This is a genomic window from Acaryochloris thomasi RCC1774, assembly GCF_003231495.1.
GTDB lineage: Bacteria > Cyanobacteriota > Cyanobacteriia > Thermosynechococcales > Thermosynechococcaceae > RCC1774.
The window spans coordinates 119,423-142,340 of the sequence record NZ_PQWO01000003.1; the positions used below are offsets into that span (position 1 = coordinate 119,423).

At 46.7% G+C, this 22,918-nt stretch carries 19 protein-coding genes; 14 read left to right on the top strand and 5 right to left on the bottom strand.

Annotation, left to right across the window (positions count from 1 at the left end):
* Positions 1 to 8 precede the first annotated feature (8 nt).
* The 3 genes from C1752_RS06180 to lysS form a co-directional block, all read right to left on the bottom strand.
* The gene (locus C1752_RS06180; RefSeq protein ID WP_110985185.1) at positions 9 to 689 is read right to left on the bottom strand and encodes a molecular chaperone DnaJ; all 681 of its coding nucleotides are present in this window, start codon (positions 687 to 689) and stop codon (positions 9 to 11) included.
* Positions 690 to 787: 98 nt separating this feature from the next.
* Positions 788 to 2,302, bottom strand: a complete 1,515-nt coding sequence (lnt, locus tag C1752_RS06185; protein WP_110985186.1) for an apolipoprotein N-acyltransferase — start codon at positions 2,300 to 2,302, stop codon at positions 788 to 790.
* Between the two features lie 2 nt (positions 2,303 to 2,304).
* Complete coding sequence (lysS, locus tag C1752_RS06190; protein ID WP_110985187.1) at positions 2,305 to 3,816, bottom strand: lysine--tRNA ligase; 1,512 nt, start codon at positions 3,814 to 3,816, stop codon at positions 2,305 to 2,307.
* Between the two features lie 164 nt (positions 3,817 to 3,980).
* Between lysS and C1752_RS06195 the strand changes: the two genes are divergently transcribed.
* Positions 3,981 to 4,505: a dihydrofolate reductase family protein gene (locus C1752_RS06195; protein WP_110985188.1), complete on the top strand. Its 525-nt coding sequence runs from the start codon at positions 3,981 to 3,983 to the stop codon at positions 4,503 to 4,505.
* A 70-nt stretch (positions 4,506 to 4,575) separates the two neighbouring features.
* Here C1752_RS06195 and C1752_RS06200 read toward each other — a convergent pair whose 3' ends face one another.
* Positions 4,576 to 5,055, bottom strand: a complete 480-nt coding sequence (locus tag C1752_RS06200; RefSeq protein WP_110985189.1) for a DUF4079 domain-containing protein — start codon at positions 5,053 to 5,055, stop codon at positions 4,576 to 4,578.
* A 15-nt stretch (positions 5,056 to 5,070) separates the two neighbouring features.
* Complete coding sequence (locus C1752_RS06205) at positions 5,071 to 6,894, bottom strand: DUF389 domain-containing protein (protein ID WP_110985190.1); 1,824 nt, start codon at positions 6,892 to 6,894, stop codon at positions 5,071 to 5,073.
* Between the two features lie 248 nt (positions 6,895 to 7,142).
* On the opposite strand from C1752_RS06205, the gene C1752_RS06210 reads away from it, so the two are divergent.
* From C1752_RS06210 to C1752_RS06270, 13 genes are all read left to right on the top strand, one after another.
* Entirely contained in the window at positions 7,143 to 8,210 is a 1,068-nt protein-coding gene (locus C1752_RS06210) for a 3-deoxy-7-phosphoheptulonate synthase (RefSeq protein ID WP_110985191.1), read from the top strand.
* 41 nt (positions 8,211 to 8,251) lie between these two features.
* On the top strand, positions 8,252 to 9,133 hold the full coding sequence (locus C1752_RS06215; RefSeq protein WP_233501406.1) for an ABC transporter permease: 882 nt from the start codon (positions 8,252 to 8,254) through the stop codon (positions 9,131 to 9,133).
* Positions 9,133 to 10,425, top strand: a complete 1,293-nt coding sequence (locus C1752_RS06220; protein ID WP_110985193.1) for an ABC transporter ATP-binding protein — start codon at positions 9,133 to 9,135, stop codon at positions 10,423 to 10,425. Before C1752_RS06215 ends, C1752_RS06220 begins: the two co-directional genes overlap by 1 nt.
* Before the next feature lie 17 nt (positions 10,426 to 10,442).
* A complete protein-coding gene (locus C1752_RS06225; protein ID WP_110985194.1) occupies positions 10,443 to 12,257 on the top strand; it encodes a DCC1-like thiol-disulfide oxidoreductase family protein in 1,815 nt (604 codons plus the stop codon).
* A 15-nt stretch (positions 12,258 to 12,272) separates the two neighbouring features.
* Positions 12,273 to 13,205 carry a sulfotransferase family protein gene (locus tag C1752_RS06230; RefSeq protein WP_110985195.1) on the top strand — a complete coding sequence of 311 codons (933 nt, stop codon included), beginning with the start codon at positions 12,273 to 12,275 and terminating at the stop codon, positions 13,203 to 13,205.
* Positions 13,206 to 13,236: 31 nt separating this feature from the next.
* A complete protein-coding gene (locus C1752_RS06235; protein WP_146242280.1) occupies positions 13,237 to 14,475 on the top strand; it encodes a glycosyltransferase in 1,239 nt (412 codons plus the stop codon).
* A gap of 364 nt (positions 14,476 to 14,839) precedes the next feature.
* Positions 14,840 to 15,775: a glycosyltransferase family 2 protein gene (locus C1752_RS06240; protein WP_110985197.1), complete on the top strand. Its 936-nt coding sequence runs from the start codon at positions 14,840 to 14,842 to the stop codon at positions 15,773 to 15,775.
* Positions 15,772 to 17,055, top strand: a complete 1,284-nt coding sequence (locus C1752_RS06245) for a glycosyltransferase family 4 protein (RefSeq protein ID WP_110985198.1) — start codon at positions 15,772 to 15,774, stop codon at positions 17,053 to 17,055. Before C1752_RS06240 ends, C1752_RS06245 begins: the two co-directional genes overlap by 4 nt.
* A 223-nt stretch (positions 17,056 to 17,278) precedes the next feature.
* Entirely contained in the window at positions 17,279 to 18,421 is a 1,143-nt protein-coding gene (locus C1752_RS06250) for a glycosyltransferase family 2 protein (RefSeq protein ID WP_146242281.1), read from the top strand.
* Between the two features lie 10 nt (positions 18,422 to 18,431).
* A complete protein-coding gene (locus tag C1752_RS06255) occupies positions 18,432 to 19,436 on the top strand; it encodes an NAD-dependent epimerase (protein ID WP_110985200.1) in 1,005 nt (334 codons plus the stop codon).
* A 4-nt stretch (positions 19,437 to 19,440) separates the two neighbouring features.
* The gene (locus tag C1752_RS06260) at positions 19,441 to 20,517 is read left to right on the top strand and encodes a glycosyltransferase family 2 protein (RefSeq protein WP_158535025.1); all 1,077 of its coding nucleotides are present in this window, start codon (positions 19,441 to 19,443) and stop codon (positions 20,515 to 20,517) included.
* A gap of 294 nt (positions 20,518 to 20,811) precedes the next feature.
* Positions 20,812 to 21,906 (top strand): glycosyltransferase family 4 protein, encoded by a 1,095-nt coding sequence (locus C1752_RS06265; RefSeq protein ID WP_110985202.1) that lies wholly within the window; start codon positions 20,812 to 20,814, stop codon positions 21,904 to 21,906.
* Complete coding sequence (locus C1752_RS06270; protein WP_158535026.1) at positions 21,903 to 22,868, top strand: glycosyltransferase family 2 protein; 966 nt, start codon at positions 21,903 to 21,905, stop codon at positions 22,866 to 22,868. Before C1752_RS06265 ends, C1752_RS06270 begins: the two co-directional genes overlap by 4 nt.
* Positions 22,869 to 22,918: the final 50 nt, after the last annotated feature.

Genomic DNA, 22,918 nt, shown 5'->3' on the forward strand with positions numbered 1-22,918 from the left:
ATCTTAGCCTACCTTTGCTTGAGGTCGTTGAGGCGGGTCTGCGCCTTGGCTATTTGTTGATCAACTTTTGCAGCCATTTCTCTGAGCAAGTCACGGCCCATTCTCTGGGCTTTATGGGCCTTGAGCTGTAGTTGGCGGAGGTCCGTTTGCCTTAAATCATTGACTTTCTGTTCGATTTGCATCAAGCGGCGCTGGCTCTGAGCGATCTTACGCATCGTTCGCATAAGCTCAGCTTCGGCTCCCTGCCCCATTACAGATTCTGGACTCAGTTCCCAGTTGCTGAGAATCGCCTGCAGCCGTTGTTCGTTCCCCTCTTCATAGGCACGGTTAGCGGACGCCATCAGTTCAGCTCGCTTGGCCCGCTCTTCTGGATCCGTCGCGAAATCGGGATGAATTTGCTTAGCCACTTCTCGGTAGAGCTGCTTGAGACGATCGGAAGGCCGAAAGTCTCTACTAGCCTCTAGATGAGCCGTATATTCTGCAATCTGAGCCTCAATGCGGTCGAGTTCTTGATGCCGAATACCCACAGACTTTAGATAGCGATGCTCAAAGGCATGTAGGTCGGCCTGAAAGGTGGCTAAATCTAGCTCACGCTGCGCTAACTGGACCTCTAACTCAAGTAATTCTGCCTGCTTTCTTTGGAGTTCTATCTCTTTAGGGGAAAGGTTTCGAACCAGTTGACCGCTCATGCACACATGCTCTCACTTCAAAGGCAAATCCTCCATCGGAGGATAAGTCCTGAGTCACTTCGCCGCTGTTAATGACTGTTTCTTCATTTAAAGCCACCTCATATTTTATTCTGATTGGTAGAGGTCAACAAGGCCAAACTGCTAAGCCCCCCTAACAATAGAAGCAATCCATTGCCCCAGCGCACGTAGGGAGTTTGAGTCTGACGACGATAGATCTGATGCAAATGTGTCGCAGAAGTTAGGCGTTCAGAGATCCAGAGAGTATGGCCGTGGGGATCCACAACCCCAGAATATCCCGTGTTGGTCGCTCGGACGGCCCAGCGATCGCTCTCAATGGCTCGCATAATGTCGTGGGCATGGTGCTGCAGCATCATCCGGTGGCTGTAGGGATCGTTATTGGAAGCCGTCAAGATAAATTCTCCACCGTGGGCAACCTGAAGACGAAACAGTTCGGGAAAAACTGAGTCAAAACAGATGCCCACCACTGCCCGGCCCAGGGGGGTATCAAAAGCTTGTCCGGCCTCACCCGGCAGCATGGCTGACTGTAGGGGCGAGAGACGCCCCATCAGCTGACTCAGCGCGGGTGGAATATATTCCCCCAAGGGCACCAGCTTTACTTTGTTGTACTGGCTTTGAACGTTGCCAGTGGGTGTAAGGGCAAGAAGACTTTGGGTAATAACGGTTTTGGCTGAATTTTGAGGCATAAAGGTGCCAATCCAGGCGGGAATCTGTTGCGATCGCACCTCTTCCAACAGCACCCGATGCCTGTAATCTCCCCACTGAAACGGAAACGCACCCTCCGGCATCAGCACCGCATCAGCACCTTGGCGAGCGAGTGCTTTATACCCTGAAACGTAGGCAGCAATTCCTCTGGCAATCCCAGCGTCAGAGAGCTTCACGCGAGTCGGGATATTCCCTTGAACCAAGCCCACCTTAATTGCCGCAGCCGGATTCTCTGCGAGCGGTTGACGGTAGAGACTGTAGCCGACTAAATGAAGGCCCAACGTCAAGGCACAGGCAATTCCTAAATAGCGCCAGCGATACGTTACGGAGCTAAAACCAGCAGCGATCAAACCGTTCACGGCTATCAAAGCTGCTGTAATCGCGGTGGTTCCTCCCAACTGACCTAAGTGGAGAATCAGGAGATTAGTCGGGCTCTGGGTGTAAGCGAGGGTTGTCCACCAGAGAGGAGACTGGGTCCACAACCACTCAAGGGCACACCAGAGGGTTGAGCCGACCAGCAGCCGCGCGGCTAAGCTATAGCGAGGGAACATCCAGGCCATGACCCCGGACCAGACCATGAGGATAGGTAATCCCCACAGGGTTATGAGCAGCCAGCATAGGGTTGCGATGAGAATACTCGCTAGCCAGGGAACTCCCATCCAGGTCAGAGGATGTAATCCGGTAATCCACGACAGTGCTGCGCCATGATAGCCCAACCCCCAGAATGCACCAAGAAGCACCGCAGATCTAACGCTTTTGGTTTGCTGGATCAGCCACCAGAGGGGTGCTAGGGCAAACCAGGCCACCCACCAGGCATTGACGGGGGCAGGGATAATCCCCATCACTAGACCACTGCCAAGAACCAGGGCATAGGCCCGAATTCCTTTCATCCTTATGATTTAGCGTCCAATTTATCAGGCTTGAGCAGCGGGAAGGCGATTACATCGCGAATGCTGGCGGAATCAGTCAGCAGCATCACTAGGCGATCGATGCCGATGCCTAAGCCCCCCGTGGGCGGCATCCCATATTCTAGGGCCGTCAAGAAGTCTTCATCGACGCCTTGGGCCTCTAGATCACCGGCCTCTTTCTTTGCCGCCTGAGCCTCTAGCCGCTCACGCTGGTCGATAGGGTCCGTTAGCTCTGAGAAGCTGTTGGCCGTCTCTCGACCAACAATAAACAGTTCAAAGCGTTCCACAAGACCCGGTTGCAAGCGGTGAGGCTTGGCTAGGGGTGAAATTTCAACCGGATAATCAGTAACAAACGTAGGCTGAATAAGTGTTTCTTCTACCTTCTGCTCAAAGGCTTCATTAAGAATATGGCCCACGCTCTCACAGTCTTCAAGTCCTGTGATGCCTGCTTTTTGGGCTGCTGCTTGGGCTTCCTTTAAGTCTCCTATCTGGGCAAAATCTACACCCGTCGCTTCTTTGACGACCTCGTGCATGGTCACCCGCCGCCACGGTGCCGTTAGGTCAATCGCTTCTCCCTGATAGCTAATTTTGAGACTGCCGATTGCAGACTGCGCCGCTGTCGTAATCAGGGTTTCCGTCAGCGTCATCATATCGCTGTAGTCAGCGTAGGCTTGATAGATTTCAATGGTGGTAAATTCAGGATTATGCTTGGTCGAAATCCCTTCGTTACGGAAGATGCGACCCATTTCAAACACCTTCTCAAATCCCCCCACAATCAGCCGCTTTAAATGCAGCTCCGTCGCGATCCGCAGATACAGGTCCATATCCAGCGTGTTGTGATAAGTGACGAAGGGACGAGCCTCCGCTCCACCCGCCTCTGAATTAAGAACCGGCGTTTCTATTTCAATAAAGCCCTGCTCATCTAAATAGCGACGAAAGGAAGCTGTGATCTGGGCACGGCGGCGAAAGGTCTCGCGCACCGTAGGATTGACAATTAAATCAATATATCGCTGTCGGTAGCGCTTCGCAATATCGGTTAATCCATGCCATTTATCCGGCAGTGGTAAAAGCGATTTGGTGAGGATTTCATACTCGCTGACGTAGACGGAAAGTTCGCCTTTGTCAGTGCGCTTGAGCGTCCCCTTCGCACCGAGGATATCCCCCGCATCAGTTAACTGCTTGAGCTGATTAAAGGCTTCTGGATTAACCTCTCCCATTACCGACTGGATCCGCTTCTTCTCTAGGTAAAGCTGAATGGTGGTGGTTTCGTCCTGGAGGGTGAAGAAAGCCAGCTTGCCAAAGACTCTGCGGGTAAGAATGCGACCTGCGATCGCAACTTCAACCTCTTTCTCTTCACCATTGGGCAGATCGCGGAACTGATCCTGCAGCACCTGGGCAGTGTGAGTCGATTCCCAGCGGTAGGCATAGGGATTATGGCCTGCAGCTCTCATTTGAGCCACTTTTTCTAGGCGAGCAGCGCGAAGATCGTCGGACATGTGTAGTTTTTGGTCGATGGGTAAATTGAAACTAAGTCATTTAGCTCACTAGCTATACTGACAGGTATCGACTTCGACAAGCAACAACAGTGATTTTGCTCAAGTCAATAACAGCTTTTGACTCTTTTGGCCCCCATTCGCAATGACTCTGGGGGACCCTTTCGATGCGAGCCTTGAAATACTATGTTGCCTGCAGTCTGGACGGCTTTATTGCTCAGACAGACGGTTCCTTTGACCGTTTTCCTTGGAACGATGAGGTGATTGCCGATTTTATCGAATCTTTTCAGTGGTTTGATACGGTCCTTATGGGGCGCAAAACCTATGAAGTGGGTCTCAAGGAGGGGAAGACCGACCCTTACCCCATGCTCAAAAGCTACGTTTTTTCGCGCACGATGGAGAGCAGCCCAGATCCCAAGGTTAAACTGGTCTCAGAACAAGCTGTTGAATTTGTCCGTGCGCTCAAGCGAGAACAAGGGAAGAATATCTGGCTCTGTGGTGGTGCTCTATTAGCGGCCCAGATGTTTCAGAATCAGTTGATTGACGAATTGATTGTGAAATTAAACCCGGTGCTACTGGGATCTGGAATTCCTCTGTTGATGGCGAATGTGCCGCCAGCAATGTTGGATTTGCAGGAGAGTAAGCAGTATGACAACGGAACGTTCCGTCTGCAGTATTCCATCCAATATTGATTAGAGATCTGACCCGATCCCGCTAGCCTGTCACGGGGGGGAATCTGTGTGCTGTTTTGGTTACCATCCGTTAAATGGATAAGCCCAAGTTCAGACCGAGGACGGTGTGTACAATCAACAAAATCAGCGCTGCGCTACCTAAGTAGGCGTGGGATTTACGCAGGGCAGACTTGTCCCCCCAAAAGTTTGTGAGGGAGAGAGTGGCATTTGTTCCCAGGAGCAAAATGGCACAGGCACCCGTTAAAAAGTGAGGACTGGCCCAGATAGACTCCCCCTGCATCACCATCGACAAAGTGCCGCCAGTGGAACCTAACACGATGAAGACAAACATCAGGGCGGCCACTTTGGCATGAGCTGCGCGGTTTTCACTGGCGATCGCAGGGTCGGTCTGCAGTCGGCCCTGCCAACCTTTAACGCCTGCATAGGATCCCATTACAAAAACAACGATACCCATCATCAGCGGGTGCCCCCAATGAATAATGGGTGCGGGTAAACCAAAGCCATCGACAAAAGCGGCAATGGGCTGTAGAAACTGCGTCAGTTGATCCATGATGCGATGTGTTCTCTAGTTTTTAGGATTGACCTTGGGGGTCTCTGCTTCAGCCACGGAAGGCGTCAGAGTGAATCTGAATCCCACTTGTGGCGACTGACTCGTATTTTGACCCTTGACCAAGGTAAGACGATCTACAGAAATTTGCCACTGAGCCGTCAGTTCAGCCTTAATGGCTTCAAATCGCTGCTGATGGAGATCTAAAGCATCTTCTAGATCTACAAATAGCTCTTTCTCGTTTACCTTAGAAACAATGCGCAGACTCAAATTAGGGTAGCGCTCTAAAGTCTGTCCCACTGGCCCCAGCGTTCTTTTTTGCTCAGCCGTCAAGCTCACTTGATTCGAACCTAGCGTCAGCGGCGCGGGCGCAGAGACTAACCGCTCTAGCTCGACAGTGGCCGTCGGGAAACTGAGCCGCTCACGAATGGTACCTCTAAGCAGATTCTTGCCATCGGCTTCAATCTCTCGTTCACTGAGATAAATCAGCCTGATCTTCAGAGGTTCAGCAACATTGGTCAAGACTTCATAGCGCACCAGTGTGGCAGGCGGGGGCAGCGTGAGGGACTGGAGAGCTGCGTCAGTAGTTTGTAAAAACTTTGCCCGCGCTTCAGCAACGGTGAGGGGGCGAGATTCTGCAGCCGTCTGCTCTGAAACACTATCTTCGAGTAACATTGCGAGCGCCTCGCTAGAGGCCGTTGGAATTTGCACAAGCTGAAGAATTACATTATCAGCGGGGCGATTGAGCCGATCGCTGAGTCGCTGCGTAAAAGTCTGCTGCTCTGCCTCTGAATAAAATTGACGGGTGAAGACCGTCAGCCGCAGCGTTAGCCTCCCTTGCTGCTCTTGGCTGGAAAGTTGATCGATGTAGGATCGCAGTTCTCCATCAGGTTGCTCGCTGAAATCTTGCCGCCACAAATTGGTGGCCACCTGACGAATCTGATTTTCACGCTGTTGCACAACGATGCCCTGCTCTAAGCGCCCTAAAGCGCGACTGAGAGGAATCAAAAGCACCAGTAAAGGAACCAAAATCACGAAAAGTCGGCTCCGCAGACTGCCGATCACTTCCCAGCGATTTGAAATAGGGAATCGCTCAATCAGAATCTGAACACGTCTGCTTTCGGCATCTTGATGGTGCCATTGCCTGACCTGCTCTTTGACTTCAGGCGTATCGATATTAAGAAGCAGAAAGATCAGCATGGCAATGAAGGTAATGGCGCTGAGGTTCGTCAGCAGTAGTAAACCACCCCCGCCCGCCACGCGCATCCCTTCTGAAAAATCAAGACTCTGAGAGACGCCAATGCCGTAACCAACAACGCAAAGCGGTGGCATCAAGGCAACTGCGATCGCAACTCCCGGCACCGAAGTCACAACCCCCTTAGGTTCCTTGCAGGTAGCAATCGCTCCTAAGGCTCCAGAGAAGAGGGCAATCACTAAATCCAAAGCATTCGGATTCGTCCGAGCAGCAATCTCTGGGGTTAACTCTTTAAAGGGCAAGATGCTGATCAGCAAAGTGGCAAATAGAATCGCGACCCAGCAGCTCAGATTTAGACTCACAACAGCTCTAATAGCTAGAACCAAGTCTCCAGCAGCAAAAGCTAACCCCGTCGCCAGAATAGTGCCCATCAAAGGCGAGATCAGCATTGCTCCAATGATCACCGCGGGGCTGTTAAGAACCAAGCCCAGCGTGGCAATGCCGGCGGAAAAGATCACCTGCAGCCAATAGCTTGCATCCCGTAAGCTCACCGATCTCAATAAATCAAAGTAAACGGCCAGCTTACGATCTTGATTGATGCCCAGATGAACAGCAAACCAGTTGCGCCAATGGGAAAGCGGCTTCATAGATCAATCACGTCAACAGTGCACGATCAATCATAGAGAGCTATCTGGACAATCACGAATCAAAAATTACGATCTTAATCTTCACCTATCATTTAGGAGCCGCAATTCTTTATAAAGAATGTTTTTACGGCTTTCCTTGAATATATTTCCCAATTTGCAGAAAGAAAAGCCACAATGGTAAACGTGCATCCTAAGATTTATTCACTTAGCTCAACTTATTTGTAAGCCTACATACTCCCAGATTTGCTATGCATAAGACCTATGATCTGCATGTCGTGGAGACTCGCCCACTTGTGAGTCCTGCTCTGCTACACCACGAATTGCCAATTTCAGACACGGCAACTCAGCTCGTGGCCAAAACGCGAGACCACATTCGCAACATCCTTTGCAATGAGGACCAGCGGCTGTTGGTGATTGTGGGTCCCTGCTCTGTACACGACGTAGAGGCAGCAAAAGAATATGGCAAGAAACTGGTCAAGCTCCGCAGCAAACTAGCGGACAGACTAGAAATTGTGATGCGGGTTTACTTTGAAAAGCCCCGTACCCGCGTCGGCTGGAAAGGCTTAATTAACGATCCACATCTCGACAACAGTTATGACATCAACAAAGGCCTGCACCTCGCCCGTCAGTTGCTGTTAGATCTAGCCGATATCGGCTTACCCGCTGCAACAGAGCTATTGGACCCAATCACCCCTCAATATATCGCCGACATTATCTCTTGGACAGCCATTGGCGCTCGCACAACCGAGAGCCAAACGCATCGAGAGATGGCCTCTGGGTTGTCAATGCCCATTGGCTTTAAGAACAACACCAACGGCAGTTTGCAGGCCGCCACTGACGCTATGATAGCGGCCAGCCAGCCCCATCATTTTCTAGGTATCAACGCTGATGGTTTGGGCAGCATTGTCTCGACAACAGGCAACCCCGATGGGCATCTCGTCCTCAGAGGCGGCGTTAGCGGCCCCAACTATTCTGCCGGTCAGGTCATCGCGGCAGCAAAGAACCTATTCGAGCTAGGGATCAATCCTCGCTTGATGATTGACTGCAGCCACGCCAATGCGAAGAAGCAGCACGAGCGGCAAGTCGAGGTATTGAATGAGGTTGCACGACAACTGCAGGGCGGCTCTCGTCATATTCTCGGCGTCATGATTGAAAGTCATCTCGTGGCCGGAAATCAGAAAATCACAGAAGACTTGAGCCAGCTTGTTTACGGCCAAAGCATCACAGACGCCTGCGTAGATTTTGAGACCACAGAAAAAATGCTGCACATGCTAGCGGATGCCGTAGAGCCTGCAGATGTAACCGTCTCAGTCTAGGCTGCTACGACGCCTCCCGCAGATTAGTAGGAGTGAAAGCATTGATTCAAGCTCGGAAGCCCCAACGCTCGACTCGAAGAGCACTGAGAGTCGTCTACACGCCAGAGAGTCAACTGAGACATCCTATTCAACTGCTGCAGGCAATGTGGCGAGACTTGTTGGCATCGCGAGAGCTTGCCTGGCAGCTGATGGTGCGGAACATTCGCGCTCAGTACCGTCAGTCGGTTTTGGGGATCGTTTGGGCGATCATCCCCGCCATTGTGACCGCAGCAATATTTACGTTTGCGAAAAGTCGTGGAATTGTTAACATTGGCACAACAGATCTGCCCTATCCAGCCTATGTTGTTTTCAGCACAACGCTATGGCTAACATTTACAGAGTCACTGAATGGTCCTATGCAGGTAGTGACGCAGGCAAAGCAAATGTTGACTAGAATCCACTTCCCGCGTGAAGCCCTGATCCTGAGCAAGCTAGGAGAAGTTTTCTTCAATTTTGGCATCAAGATATTTCTGATCGTGGGCTTGTTTATCTGGTTCCAGATGCCGGTGACCTGGAACGTGCTTATAGCCCCAGTGGCGCTGATTCATTTAATTTTACTGGGGACCGCAATTGGCATGTTCCTAGCCCCACTGGGTGCGCTGTATCAAGATTTCTCCAAGGGTATCACCGTTCTCACGAGCCTATGGCTGTTGCTGACACCGGTTGTATACCCTGTCCCTCAAGGAGACATTCTTGAAACCGTTGTGAAGCTCAATCCCGTGACACCGCTTCTGGTCACCACGAGAGAATTGGCGACTACCGGCGTTGTCTCCGAGCCACAGAGATTTTGGATCGTTAGCGCGGCAACGTTAATCGGCTTGCTGCTGTCCTGGCTGTTTTATCGGTTGGCGATGCCGTTTGCTGTAGAAAGAATGAGTTCCTGATGACAACAGATCTTCGAGCAGGAAGCGTCGTCGAGTCTCGAAAAGAGGAAGTTATTATCCGGGCACAGAATATCTCCAAGAAATTTTGTCGTGACCTGAAGCGATCGCTATTTTATGGCATGCAGGACATTGCCAGTGAGATAACTGGGCTAAGGGGAGAGCGAGATGAGTTACGGTCTAAAGAATTCTGGGCTTTAAAGGACGTCAGCTTTGAACTTAAGAGGGGAGAAGCCCTAGGCCTAGTCGGCAAAAACGGCAGCGGTAAGTCCACGCTGCTGCGAATTATTGCTGGCCTGATCAAGCCAGATACAGGCACGATTGAAGTCAACGGCTGTGTTGCACCTCTGATCGCCTTGGGTGCTGGGTTTAATCCGATCCTGACAGGACGAGAAAACATTTATGCCAATATGTCAGTTCTAGGGCTGTCTCGAACAGAAATTGACGACCGCTTTGATGAGGTCGTCGAATTTGCCGAAATTGGAGACGCTATCGATGCGCCTGTACAAAGCTACAGTTCTGGAATGGCGGCAAGATTAGGATTTGCGAGTGCTATTCACACAGAACCAGACATTATTCTAATTGACGAGGTACTGGCGGTCGGAGACGTCAAGTTCAAGACCAAATGCTACGGAAAGCTACAGCAGCTGCGAGAGAACCAGACTTCTTTCATTATGGTTAGCCACAGCTCTCACTCGATTGCGACCGTGTGTGAATCAGCACTTTACCTTAGAGCAGGGAAAAAGGTGACTGGAGGCGATACGCTTTCGGTCCTCAACACGTACGAGGACGACCTCTTCCTAGGCAAGGTGGAAAATACTTTAGGCTTCATGCAGCTCATAGAGAAAGATGCGGCAGAGAGTATGGGACTAGATATCACCTCACTTTTTTTCAGAGATCAGGACGGCAATGTCATCAACTCTCCTATTAGTGGAGAGTTGTGCTATCTGGCGATCGAATGCCTAGTGAGAAAACCGTTAGAGCAGGTGAGCGTCAATTTGGGCATTAGAGAATTGTCTGGAGAAAGCCGGTTACTGGTCTATATCAATAGCTGGGATGACGATTTTTATCTCGATATGGCCGCAGGGAAGCACGAGATTCGAGTCAAGATTCCGTGCTTTGGCTTGGGTCTCGGGCTATACGATCTGCGGATTGCTATTCGCCAAGACAAGCTTTCTTTGCTTGACAAAGTTGAATCATTCAAATTCGCGGCCAAAAAAGCTCTCAGCCAAAGTTCTGTTAGTCTTTTTTACCAGCCTCACTCCTGGCAAGTGATTAGTCAGCAAAGTCAGTAATATCATCAAGAGATGGCATGAACTTAAATTTACTGCTTAGCCGATCCTCACTGGGGGTTATAGCTATTTTGCTAGTGCTCCTAGCAATACGGAATCGGGAGCGAGTTGATCGTATCGTCAACAACTTTTTCACAGAGTCAACCCATCCTCTCAATTTAGCTATCTTTCGCATCACAGTTTTCCTAACGCTCATCAAGTTTGTTGATATTTCTTCGACCGTTTGGTTTAGTCAAATGCCAGAGCAACTGCAGTTTTTGCCTGGCAATTTAGGATGGCTATTCAATTACCTGCCTATCGATGCTTCCACAGCAAGATTAACAAGCAGCTTGATGCTGGTATTTTGCTTTACTGGAGCAATTGGGCTGTTCTCACGAACCTCCGCATTTGTGACAACAATCCTTGGCTTCTACGTTCTGGGTATTCCCCAACTATGGGGAAAGGTTAACCACTACAACCACTTACTATGGTTCGTCGCCATCCTCGCGGTGAGTCGCTGTGGAGATTTTCTATCAGTCGATGCTATTTTTGCAGCCTGGAAACGCGCAGACGCAGGCACAACCCAGCCTCCCCAACCAGCGCGGCTTTATACTCTGCCTCTCCGCTTTGTTTGGTTGCTGATGGGGGTTATTTATTTTTTCCCAGGTTTTTGGAAGGTATGGAACTCTGGCTATCGGTGGGCCTGGAGCGATAATCTCAACTTCCAAATGTACAGAAAGTGGTTAGAGCTAGACGGCTGGGTTCCTATTTTCAGAATTGATCAGTATCCACTGCTGAACAGAACATCAGGACTATGGACGATTGCTTGGGAACTCTCTTTTATCTTGCTTATATTCCTACCTAGGTGGCGACTTCCTGCGGCACTGATGGGTTTGTTTTTCCACAACATGACAAATCTGTTCATGCGTATCTCCTTTTGGACGCTGCAGGTCTGCTACGTTTCTTTTTTCAACTGGCACAAGATCTTCAATAGCATCGGCCGCTTCTTTTTCTCTCAGCCCATGTATGTCGTCTATGACGGTAACTGTAAGCTTTGTCGTCGCACAATTGCTTCGCTGAGAAGGTTCGATATCTTAGGGCAGATCACTTACGTCAATGCACTGAACGGTGAAGAACTTCAGGCGTGTGATCTACTTTGGATCGATCCAGAAGCTCTTTTAGAAGATATGCATACCGTTGTAGGTAAACAGTATTGGCGAGGGTTCTCTGCATATCGGGTTTTGTCTCGTCGTATTCCTGTTTTTTGGTTGATACTGCCGCTGCTGTACGTATGGCCTATTCCTAGACTTGGCAATTTTATTTACCATAAGGTCGCTGATTCGCGCACCTGTGACATCGCTAAAGTGCCTACACCGGATAAAGGTACACTCCGTGAGACAGGCAGAAGCAACACAAAAGGAATAATAGCAGTGGGCATTCTTTTTCTGTTCTTGAACACTTTCTACAGTATTAAGTATGAAACAGCAGCTTGGCCTTTTTCCTGCTATCCTACATTTTCTTGGATACAGAAGCCTCAAGAGAAGCTCCTTGAAGTTATTCCTTTAGATGCTTCAGGAGAGCCTATTTCACTTGCTACTAGTGAAAGATCCATCAAGCAATACTTATCTCCCCCGCGAGTCGATAGCTTAGTTAAGAAGCTTCTGAAAACCAATGAATTGGCTGAGAAGGAAAGACGCCTTCAGGCTTTCTGGCAGCTTTTAGCTCAAAATGATGCTCGTCTAAATCAGGCAGTATCAGTAGATTTTTACGAAGTGAGACTTCAGCTAGATCCAGAACGACAAGACGAAAACCCGATTAGTCAAGAACTAGCCTACCGTCTAAAACTGCAGAGATAGATCAAAAAAAGGACTATGAGCAAGCCAGTTAATTCAATTGATGATCCTTTTTTTATAGTGTATGACTCTAGATCAGGCTCAACCTTCCTGGCTAATCTCCTTGTTAAATTTGCTGGGGCAGCAATACCGCCAGAGTCCAACTTCATTACGGGCCTGCTCTCTAAATACCCTAAGCACACAATAGATCACAGCTTTGATTTGGAAAAAGCGATAGAAGTTGTCTACGAAGACAGCAAGTTCAGAGACTGGAATTTAAGTCAATCAGAAATAGAACACTACATCCAAAAAAATTTTCCTATAGAGGTTAGAGATTTCGTACTTCAGATCTGTACCCTATATCGGAACAAGTACTATCCCAACTCTCAAGCTTTCGGCTTAAAAAAAGGTGTCTACCTCGATAGGCATAAAGAGATGAAAATGATGTTCCCGAGTTCGAGGTTCATCGGCATACTCAGGGATGGAAGAGCTGTCTTCAATTCCAAAAAGCATAGTATTTACTCGGTAACAGGCCAAGCATTTGAGACAAACGCACGTAGCGCTGCTGAAGAGTGGTGCAGGATATATGGTCTTCTTCGAAAAGTAGACCAAAAGTATCCGAACGAAGTAGTAACGATACGATATGAGGACATGATTCGAGAGCCAGGCGGCATTGTAAGTACGCTGTGTAATTTTCTCCACATACCTCAACTCAGCGAGTGTTCAGAAAAACAGCAAAGCTATGCTATTCCGGCTAGGTATGGCGACCTTCATTTGAATGTCAACAAAGAGCCGTTGGTAGAGAGAGCTACGGCCTGGCGCAAATCTCTGTCTGACGAAGAAGTCTATGTCTTTGAATCATGTGCATACCGCCAGCTACTTGCAGCAGGTTATCCGGTAGTCAACACCAGAATGCGGCTTAGGAGTAACCAAATCATAGAAAAATGCAGGTCTTTCTTAAGTCTTGGATGATTTTCCTTAACAACAGAGGATTGTAAATAAGGTGGCAAAAAAAATAAAATCTATCCTGTATGTATCTCTAGGAAATCTACCTTCAAAACTGGCTTCAAGTATTCAAGTTGCAAAGATGTCGCAGGCCATAGGGCAAAAGGTAAAGGATTTCGCACTGGTAACGAGCGGAGACATTCTCTCAGCGATCAGGGGAATGGAAGCTGGCTTTCAGAGTTGGTACGCAATACGCCATAGATTCAAGTTGATACGCATACCTGTACATTTTCAGGCAAAGTATCCCTTTCCTAAAAATTACGCGAAGGAGAGATATTTTAAGTGGGCTGTTTTGTATGCCTGTCTTAGATCTCCAACCCTTGTGTATACTCGCTCCTATCCCATCGTTTCTCTCTTATTGGAGACAGATATTCCGATTCTCTGGGAGCAACATGAGCTCCTTCCAGAGAAACTACCGGAAGATTCTCTCTACCATCGGCTTTTCGCCAGCGATAGTCTAGTGGGGCTAGTTACCCTTTCGCCCCTAATAGCGAAGAACTATATTAAAAACGGGCTGAGCACAGAAAAGGTCTTAATTGCACACAGTGGTGTTGATATCAGCATTTTTCAACCCTATCGTTCCAAAAGCGAGGCTCGTAAACACTTATCTTTAACGGGTGATCGAAAAATCATTCTCTACGGAGGTCATCTTTACGAACACAAAGGAATGGGGACTCTCGTAGAAACTGCTCTACGAATGCCAGAATGCAGGTTCATTTTGGTAGGAGGGTGGCAAGCGGATATAGAAAGAGTAAAAGCCGCTTGTCGTCAAAAAAACGTGCGTAATGTAATTGTTGTCGGACACGTTTCTCAGTCCGTGTTGGCAATGTACCTCTACGCGGCAGATGTTCTGCTGCTACCAACTAGCAAGCAGTGGCAGCTTGCACAAACGACTAGTCCAATGAAGCTGTTTGAGTATATGGCAGTGCAAAGGCCCATTGTTGCTTCCGCATTGCCGAATATCATGACGGTGCTGCGCGACCGCGAAAATGCACTCTTGGCTGAGCCTGATCAGCCACAGTCTTTTCAACAAGCAATCACGGAACTGCTTGAGAAGCCTGCGTTAGCAGATGAGATAGCAAAACAAGCGTTTCGAGAGGTCGATCAATACACCTGGGATAGTCGGGCTGAAATTATCTTGCGATTTGCAGAGGAAAGGCTAGAGAAGATGAATTTTCAGCCGAAGGCCAGAAGAAATATCTTATTCAAGTATCTCAAGACAATCACTTTTACATAGGAGGATGTCTAAGATTGTCATTCTCCTGACACTAATTTGAGGGTCAAACTGATACCTCAACAGATGATGTTGGTTGTTCCAAATTTAGCCGCAGGACTGATTTTGGATCTTTTTGATCAATGAATGAGCCATATCATGATTATGGTTCTATAATAATCTAACAGCCAGAAGTAAAGCTAGGCGTGACTTTGTCTCCGAGCCGCTGTGCTGAATTGCTCCTTCCGTTTTGAATGTGGCGGGTGCACTAGATCCAAACTATCTCATGCAGGAAATCTTGAGTCAAAGCATCCCTGAAGGCATGTAAGGCGAACATTTCCTATAGGATTGTCCCATTTCCTAATCTATTTAACTGGCTAAAGCGAGGATGTCTGTCCGTATCTCTGCCATCATCTGTACGTTCAATCGCTCTAAATATCTTCAGAAAGCAATTCAAAGTCTGATCGATCAGACGCTTGAAAAATATGAGTATGAGATTTTGGTCGTTGATAATTGTTCAGTAGATGATACTCGAAAGGTTGTCGATGATAAATCTAGAATCGCTGGAAACTTACACTATATCTATGAATCCGAAATTGGACTCTCCAAAGCTCGCAATACGGGATGGGAGGCTGCGAAGGGTGAATATATTGCTTATTTGGATGATGATGCGATCGCAACTCCTCACTGGCTCGCAACCCTACTGCACAACTTTGAAAACATAACGCCTAAACCGGCTTGCATCGGTGGAAAAATCGATCCAATTTGGGAAGCTGAGCGACCCGAGTGGCTTCCAGACAAGTTACTGCCTTACCTAACGATATTAGACTGGTCTAGCGAATTGATAATAATTGATGAGAACCAGTATATCGCTGGAGCCAATATGGCCTTTACTCAACAAGCATTAACTCTCGCAAATGGTTTTCAAACTAAATTTGGGCGCAGGGGTAAGAAGTTGCTTTCCAATGAAGAGCTTGTACTCCAAAATCAGATTCGAAAGCACGGTTTAGACATTTATTACAATCCTGAAGCTGTTGTCGAGCACCATGTTGTTGCTGATCGTTTACAGCAAAACTGGTTCGTAAAAAGAACGTACTGGCAAGGCGTATCTCGCGCCTTCTTAATTGTTAGTGAACAATCCCCCTCAGTTTTACAACAGTGGAAGATGGGAGTCTATTCACTGCTAAATTTGCTCAAATCACCTAAGCGGATTGTCAAGTCACTGCTTCCTAGTCGCAATCCTCGCTACCTACAGGCTAGATGTAGTACTGCAAGCAATATTGGATACATTGTGGGACTATTGACCGCAAAGGGTGGTGAATGACTGTTTCTGCAGCAGAGAGCCTCTGCCTAAAACTTGAGGAAGAAACCCGCACTCTCTTTTTAACTCGCTATGCCCCCTATCCGCCTTCTAGTGGAGCACCCTTACGCAACTGGCAAAACATCAACGCTCTAATGTTGCTAGGGCCTGTCGCCGTTTTCTCCATTTCGGGTTTCAAGGGGGAAGCAGTCGATGATTCTGAGCTACCACCCGGCTTAACGCTTTGGAAACACCACAAGTTAGATACATTTACTCAGCCAAGATCTATGGCTGAAAAATTCTCTCAGTGGCTTATTTCTGATCAGTTACCAGGTTCTAGGCTGCTGACTGATGTAGTGGTCAGTGAAAAACTAAAGAGCCTTATCCAGGAATTCAAGCCTAATCTCGTTATTTTTGAAGAACTCTGGCTGTATGCTTATCTGCCTGTTGTTAAGGAGTTCGGATGCCGAGTTATTTTAGACAACCACAATATAGAGGGTCCACTCTACTTAGATAAGCAAAGCCAAAATCAAGATCTTCTCAATCGAATTAAGATTTCATTTATCTTCCAAAAAATCAAAACGATAGAGCATCGGTTCGCAAATCAAGCCAATCAGGTTTGGCTTTGCAGCCAAGCTGACGCCGAACAATTTCTAGATCGTTACGAAACCTCTACACAATTGTGTGTTGTTCCAAATGGCGTTGATGTTAATTTCTACAGTAGTGTCCGCTTGGGTAACTGCCACCTGCCCAGAGATATAGCAGAAGACCAACAGGTTCTTTTGTTCATTGGGCGCTATTCATACACCCCCAATGCTGTTGCAGCCAGGCTCCTTTTAGAACAAATTTTTCCAAAACTCCAAAGACTTTATCCCGACTGTTTACTGGTGCTGGTTGGAGCATCACCGACCCAACAGATGCTAGCGACATCTCAATCGGCTAAAAATATATGGATAACAGATTTTGTAAGTGATGTTCGCCCATATCTAGCTCTATCAACGGCTGTGATTGTTCCTCTCATAGATGGTGGGGGTACTCGCCTAAAAATTTTAGAGGCATTTGCTTCTGGCCGTCCTGTCGTTAGCACGACAAAAGGAGCTGAAGGTCTAAACGTTGAAGATGGGAAGCAGATTTTGATTAGAGATAGTGTTGATGAGTTAGTAAAAGGCATCGGTGATTTGTGGTCAGACTCTGATCATAAAGGCAAACTTATCGAAAGGGCTTATGAGCTCGTCAAGAACAACTACTCTTGGGAAGCGAATGCCAGAGCAATTATCAAAAACCTGAAATTTCTTCAACAATGAAAACCCTAAAACTAGATCCAAAAATAGATTTTTGCATATGTTTTTAAACAGAATATTCTGCAAAATAGGCATCAGGAAATTCATCCTCGACCAAAGATTGAAATGAGCACAAAAAGAGATGTTTTGATCATGGAATGACTAACCTTCTTTGTGCAAATGGAGGCTTTACTAAGCAGTAGATCATGGTTCTCTAAAAGTTTTTTCGGTTAAAAATAATGAAAAGGTGAAAGATTTGACAAGCCATCCAAAAATCAGTGTAGTCATGTCAGTGTATAACGGTGAGCTTTTCCTAGAGCAGTCTATGGAAAGTATTCTCTCTCAAACCTACGCTAACTTTGAGTTGATATTGATCGACGACTGTTCTACGGATAACACCATCCAAATTCTAGAACATTACGCGCAGCGTGATTGGAGGATTAGGCTATTCAGAAATAAGGAAAACATTGGATTAACTAAGTCGCTTAACAAGGGGTTAGAATTAGCGAAAGGAGAATACGTCGCCAGACAAGATGCTGACGATATTTCTTTGCCTGAAAGATTTGAAACGCAAGTAACATTTCTAGATAATCATCCAGAGATTGGATTAGTGTCTTGCAATATGGAAATTATTAACTTTGAAGGTCATAAAACTGGAGAGCACAAAAGGGCCTGTTCGTCAGAATTTGTTAGCTGGTATCTCTTGTTCTACAATCGCTTGGCAGGGCACAGCCAGGTTACTTTCAGACGGCAGCTCATAACAAAATTAGGGGGATACGATGAGCAGCGTCGCTTTAGTCAAGACTACGAACTTTGGTCACGGGTAGCGAAGGTCAGCAAGATCGCTATTCTCTCAGAGACTTTGCTTAAGCAGAGAATACACAATTCCAGTGTCTCTACAACGAGGTCTTCAGAGCAAAGGAGCTACAGCCTCAGTCAGTCAAAGCACAATATTGAGGAATTGATCAGCAAGGAAATCAACTTAGAGGAGGTCGTCCTTCTAAGAAATTTTTGGCTGAGCTGCTGGCCTCTCATTTCTAGTCTAGAAATTCGTGAGTCAATTTATAACTTAAACTCAAGGCTAATAGATATTTACCAGAGTTTTACCCAACAGAGTAGTCAGCGAGGTGACGATGTCAAAGCAGAGTTATCTCAATGCTTACGCATCTTAATTGGGAAGCAGTTCCTTGCGTGGGTGCAGTTTCCTATGAAAGCAGATCATACTCTATTCCCAAAGCTTTGGATCTCCTACTATGCCTTTTTCTGGTGTCCACAGGGGGTGCCAATTAGCTGGCTTATATTACTCTGGAGAACCTTACCAAAATGGCTGAAGCTGCCGGTTCGAAAGGGTTATAGGATTTCCAGGAATCTATTTAAAGTTAAGACATAGATGCTACGATATGAGAAAGATATTAGTAACCGGCGCTGCTGGATTTATTGGTTTTCATATATGCCAAGAATTACTAGCCAGAGATGAAGCTGTAATAGGTCTCGACAATTTAAATGATTACTATGACGTTGGCCTAAAGCAGGCACGTTTAGATAGGCTTACTATCCAGAAAAATTTTCAGTTCTTTCGAGTCGATTTAGCCGAGCGCACTGAAATTGCAAATTTATTCAGTTCCTGTAAACCTGATCTTGTCATTCACCTAGCTGCTCAAGCTGGTGTACGTCATTCACTAACACATCCTCATGCATACATTGATAGTAATTTAGTTGGCTTTGCCAACATTCTAGAAGGATGCCGAAGTATAGAGGTTAAGCACCTCATTTTCGCTTCTTCTAGTTCAGTTTACGGGGCTAATACCAAAATCCCCTTTGCTGTTGGTGACTTTGTTGATCATCCTGTTAGTCTTTATGCAGCTACGAAAAAGGCGAACGAACTTATGGCCTTCACTTATAGCCACTTATACGCTTTGCCGGCGACTGGTTTGCGATTTTTCACGGTTTACGGGCCCTGGGGTAGACCTGACATGGCTTATTTTTCATTTACGCGCTCAATTCTTCGCGGCGAACCCATTAAGGTCTTTAACTATGGCAAGATGCGCCGAGACTTCACCTACATCCGTGATATTGTAGCGGGCATAGTAAAAATCTTGGAAAAGCCTCCTTCATATGCTGGAACTGATATGAAGCTTGGGTCAGAGTCAACTATTGCTCCCTACAAAATTTACAATATCGGTAACAATCAGCCTATCGAGCTGCTGGCTTTTATAGAAGTCTTAGAAAACTGCTTGGGTATCGAAGCTAATAAAAAGTTATTGCCGATACAGCCTGGGGACATGCTCGAAACCTATGCTGATATCAGCGAATTGTCACATGATATAGGTTTTAGGCCAAGCACCTCCATTGAATCTGGCCTAAGGTATTTTGTCGACTGGTACCGTTCATACTATGGAGTGTAGGCTTATGTCTATATTAGCTCCTAAAATCAGCGTGTTAATGGGAGTCTACAACGGATCTTGCTATCTGCGAGAATCTGTTAGCAGTATCCTCAATCAGACTTTTTCTAATTTTGAGTTTGTTATTATTGATGATGCTTCTAATGATAATACATGGGATATATTGACAAGTCTCTCAAAGCAAGACGAACGTATTAAGCTGATCAGAAACAAGCAAAATATTGGCTTGACTCGCTCATTAAACAAAGGTCTTGTCATTGCTCAAGGCGAGCTGATCGCACGACAAGATGCAGACGATATCTCTTTACCAATTCGCTTCGAGAAACAAGTCCAATTTTTAGATCAGCGGCCCAGCGCTGTTCTCGTCTCTGGATGTTATGAGTACATCGATGCTGAAGGCATTTCCTTCAAAACAGTTCGGGTCGCAGGTGGTCCAGACATAACGGCGTGGTATTTGCTGTTCTACAACCGTATTGGGGCTCACGGGCTGGCGATGTTCCGGCGGCAGGTGGTCGCAGAAATCGGTGGCTATTCGGAAGACTATCGCTACAGTCAAGATTACGAGCTGTGGTCAAGATTAGTTGATACGGGTGATCTAGTAGTTTTGCCAGACGTTCTTCAACTCTATCGGCGCGATCACGACAGCAGTATCTCAGTCAAATTTAGCTCAGTTCAGCAAGATCTTGCTTTACAAGTAACAGCTCAAAATATTACGAACGTCATTGGAGAAGGAATGAGCAAAGAAGCTCTCATTGACCTAAGAAATTTCTGGGTAGGACAATATCTCGAGATTCAAGATATCGGTGCTCTCTACGCAAACCTTAAAAAGATACATCGGGCATTTATACAGCAGCGTTCGAAGATAGCTTCTTACTCAGGCACAGGTGTGAGTCGCAGGTTAGGAGATGTTGTACTTTTACGCTTTTTGTGTTGGACGAATTTATTTAGCTCTTCTCATGACTGGCATCGAAAAGCTAAAGTTATACGTTGTGCATTTCTATGGAACCCAGTAAAAGCCATTAATTTATTCTCGAGACGAGCATTCCGTAACTTACCTCGCTCAATCAAAACTTTTCCGATATAAGAAGGGTCTGCATTCGTAGCTTTTTAGTCAATCTGTTATCGATTTCACTGTATATGATTTGGCATTAGTTTTAGCTAATGAGTATGCTATATTGCGTAGAATCTCGGCTACTAAGCTTATTGCTCAAGCAATCCAGCGAACATTTCCATGACATGGATTTGTAGAGTAAGGGTCTTATCATCGTGTGAACGCAGCCTATCTGAGGATGCTGACTCAGCTCGTGGCTCTCACTACAGTATTTTTTAAGCCTTTAACAGTCACCCAGCATCTCAACTATTCCCCGTCGTTAATTTCATGATTCAGACGACTAAGAAATATCTAAACGTTTTTTTCTGGCCTTCTTGGCCGAACAATCCTTACCAAGTGCTGCTCGCTCATGCCCTAGAGCCGCTCGGGGTGAAGGTTGAGATTGTTCCATCTAGCAATCGGCTACTGCGTGCAGGCGTTCAAGAACAACAACCCGCCTATCTCCACTTTCATTCTCTGTACTATCTGTTCACAGCTCCTAAACCGTTCATTGCTTGGCTCCGTTCTATCAAAGCCCTTTTTTGGCTGTTAACGCTGAGACTGAGCGGCAAAACTTTGATTTGGACGGTTCACGATCTCCAAAATCACGATGATCGAAATCCTTGGGTAGATTGGTTCTTCAGCTTCTGTTTTTCTAGGCTAGCGCAAGGTATTATCCTTCACTCAGAGCGCATTCAGCAGCAGTTTGTGCAAAGATTCAGAATTGCCGAAACGCGGAAGCTCTACGTTATTCCTCACGGCCACTATCTTGAGTGTTATCCCAACCACATTCAGCCTAGTGAGGCTCGTCACAGCCTAAATCTCAGAAAAGACCAGCTTACTTTTTTGTTCTTGGGTCTAATTCGTCCCTACAAGGGAGTGCCTGAACTAATTTCAGCATTCCAAAGTTTGTCCACAGAGTCGGCTCAACTTGCGATCGCAGGCAAACCGGCCTCAGAAGAAATCGGCAACCAAATTAGAGACGCCATTCAGGACGACTGCAATATTCATCTCTGGCCGACATACATTGAAGAAGACCAGATTCAGGTCTACATGAACGCCGCGGACGTCGTAGTTTTTCCCTATCGCAGAGTTCTGACATCTGGCTCTATTGTCTTAGCAATGTCTTTTGGTCGCGCTTGTATCGCACCTCAAGAGGGTGGGATACAAGATGTCCTTGATTCCTCCGGTGCATTTCTATACGACTCTAGGCAGCCGATAGGGCTTGCTCAAGCCATGCAAGCGTCCATTGAGAATCGAGAACTCCTGGCAACAATGGGCACATACAATCGTCAAAAGGTACAGCAATGGAGCTGGCAAGATATTGCACAGCAGACCCATGCTGTTTACCAAGCGAGCGTTAGCGCGGGAAAAATATTGTGACGCACCCTTCGAATATTTCCACTTCGTCAACGTCAACAAAGCCCCTCGTTACCATCATTATCAACAACTACAATTATGAGCAATTTATTAGCGATGCAATCAATAGCGCCTTGGCCCAAACCTATCACCCAGTTGAGATAATTGTTGTTGATGACGGTTCCACGGATCGCTCTCGAGACGTCATCAACAGCTATGGTTCTAAATTGAATCCAATCTTCAAAGAGAATGGGGGACAAGCTTCTACTTTCAATACGGGGTTTAAAGCAAGTCAAGGAGACGTTATTTGTCTCCTTGACTCCGATGATTTATTCCACCCAGAGAAGGTATTGGAGGTAGTTTCAGCATTTCAAGCGGACGAAAATATTCGCTGGTTCTTTCATCAACTCAAAGTGGAGCACTTGTCTACAAAAGAGGTTATTAGACTCTCTCCCAACAGGGATTCAGGCCCCTACGATTTTAGAGAACCCATGCGAGCCGGTTCAAGTGTAGAATTTTCACCGCCTTCAACATCAGGGTTGTGCTTTTCTCGTGTATTACTCCAGGAGATCCTTCCCATGCCTGAGGCCGAAGATATCGTTATGAGCGACCTCTATCTGAAGCTTTCTTCAATGGCTTTATACAAAGGATTTTATCTCAATCGTCCTCTTGGAGTGGTCAGAGTCCACAGCAATAATCGATACACAGAGAAGCGTGGTAGACACCTCCTAAAGGGAAATATCGAGATCACTACAGCTTATTACTTGCGACAAAAGTGGAGATTTTTGAGTCGGCTATCCAATAATTTATTTTGCTTAGGTATGTCTGACCTATCTAAAGCAAAAAAGGTTGATTTGAGATATCAAAATACTGGATACATATTATCAAAGTACTTGCGGTCTATATCACCGTTGGGCCAACCGAAGATCAAGCTAAAGATAAGTTTTTTCTGCCTTAAAATACTTTTGAAGCGGCTAAAAAACTAGAGAGTCAAATCTTGAAAGCTCTTGGGTAGAAGAAACCTCGAAGAATCCAA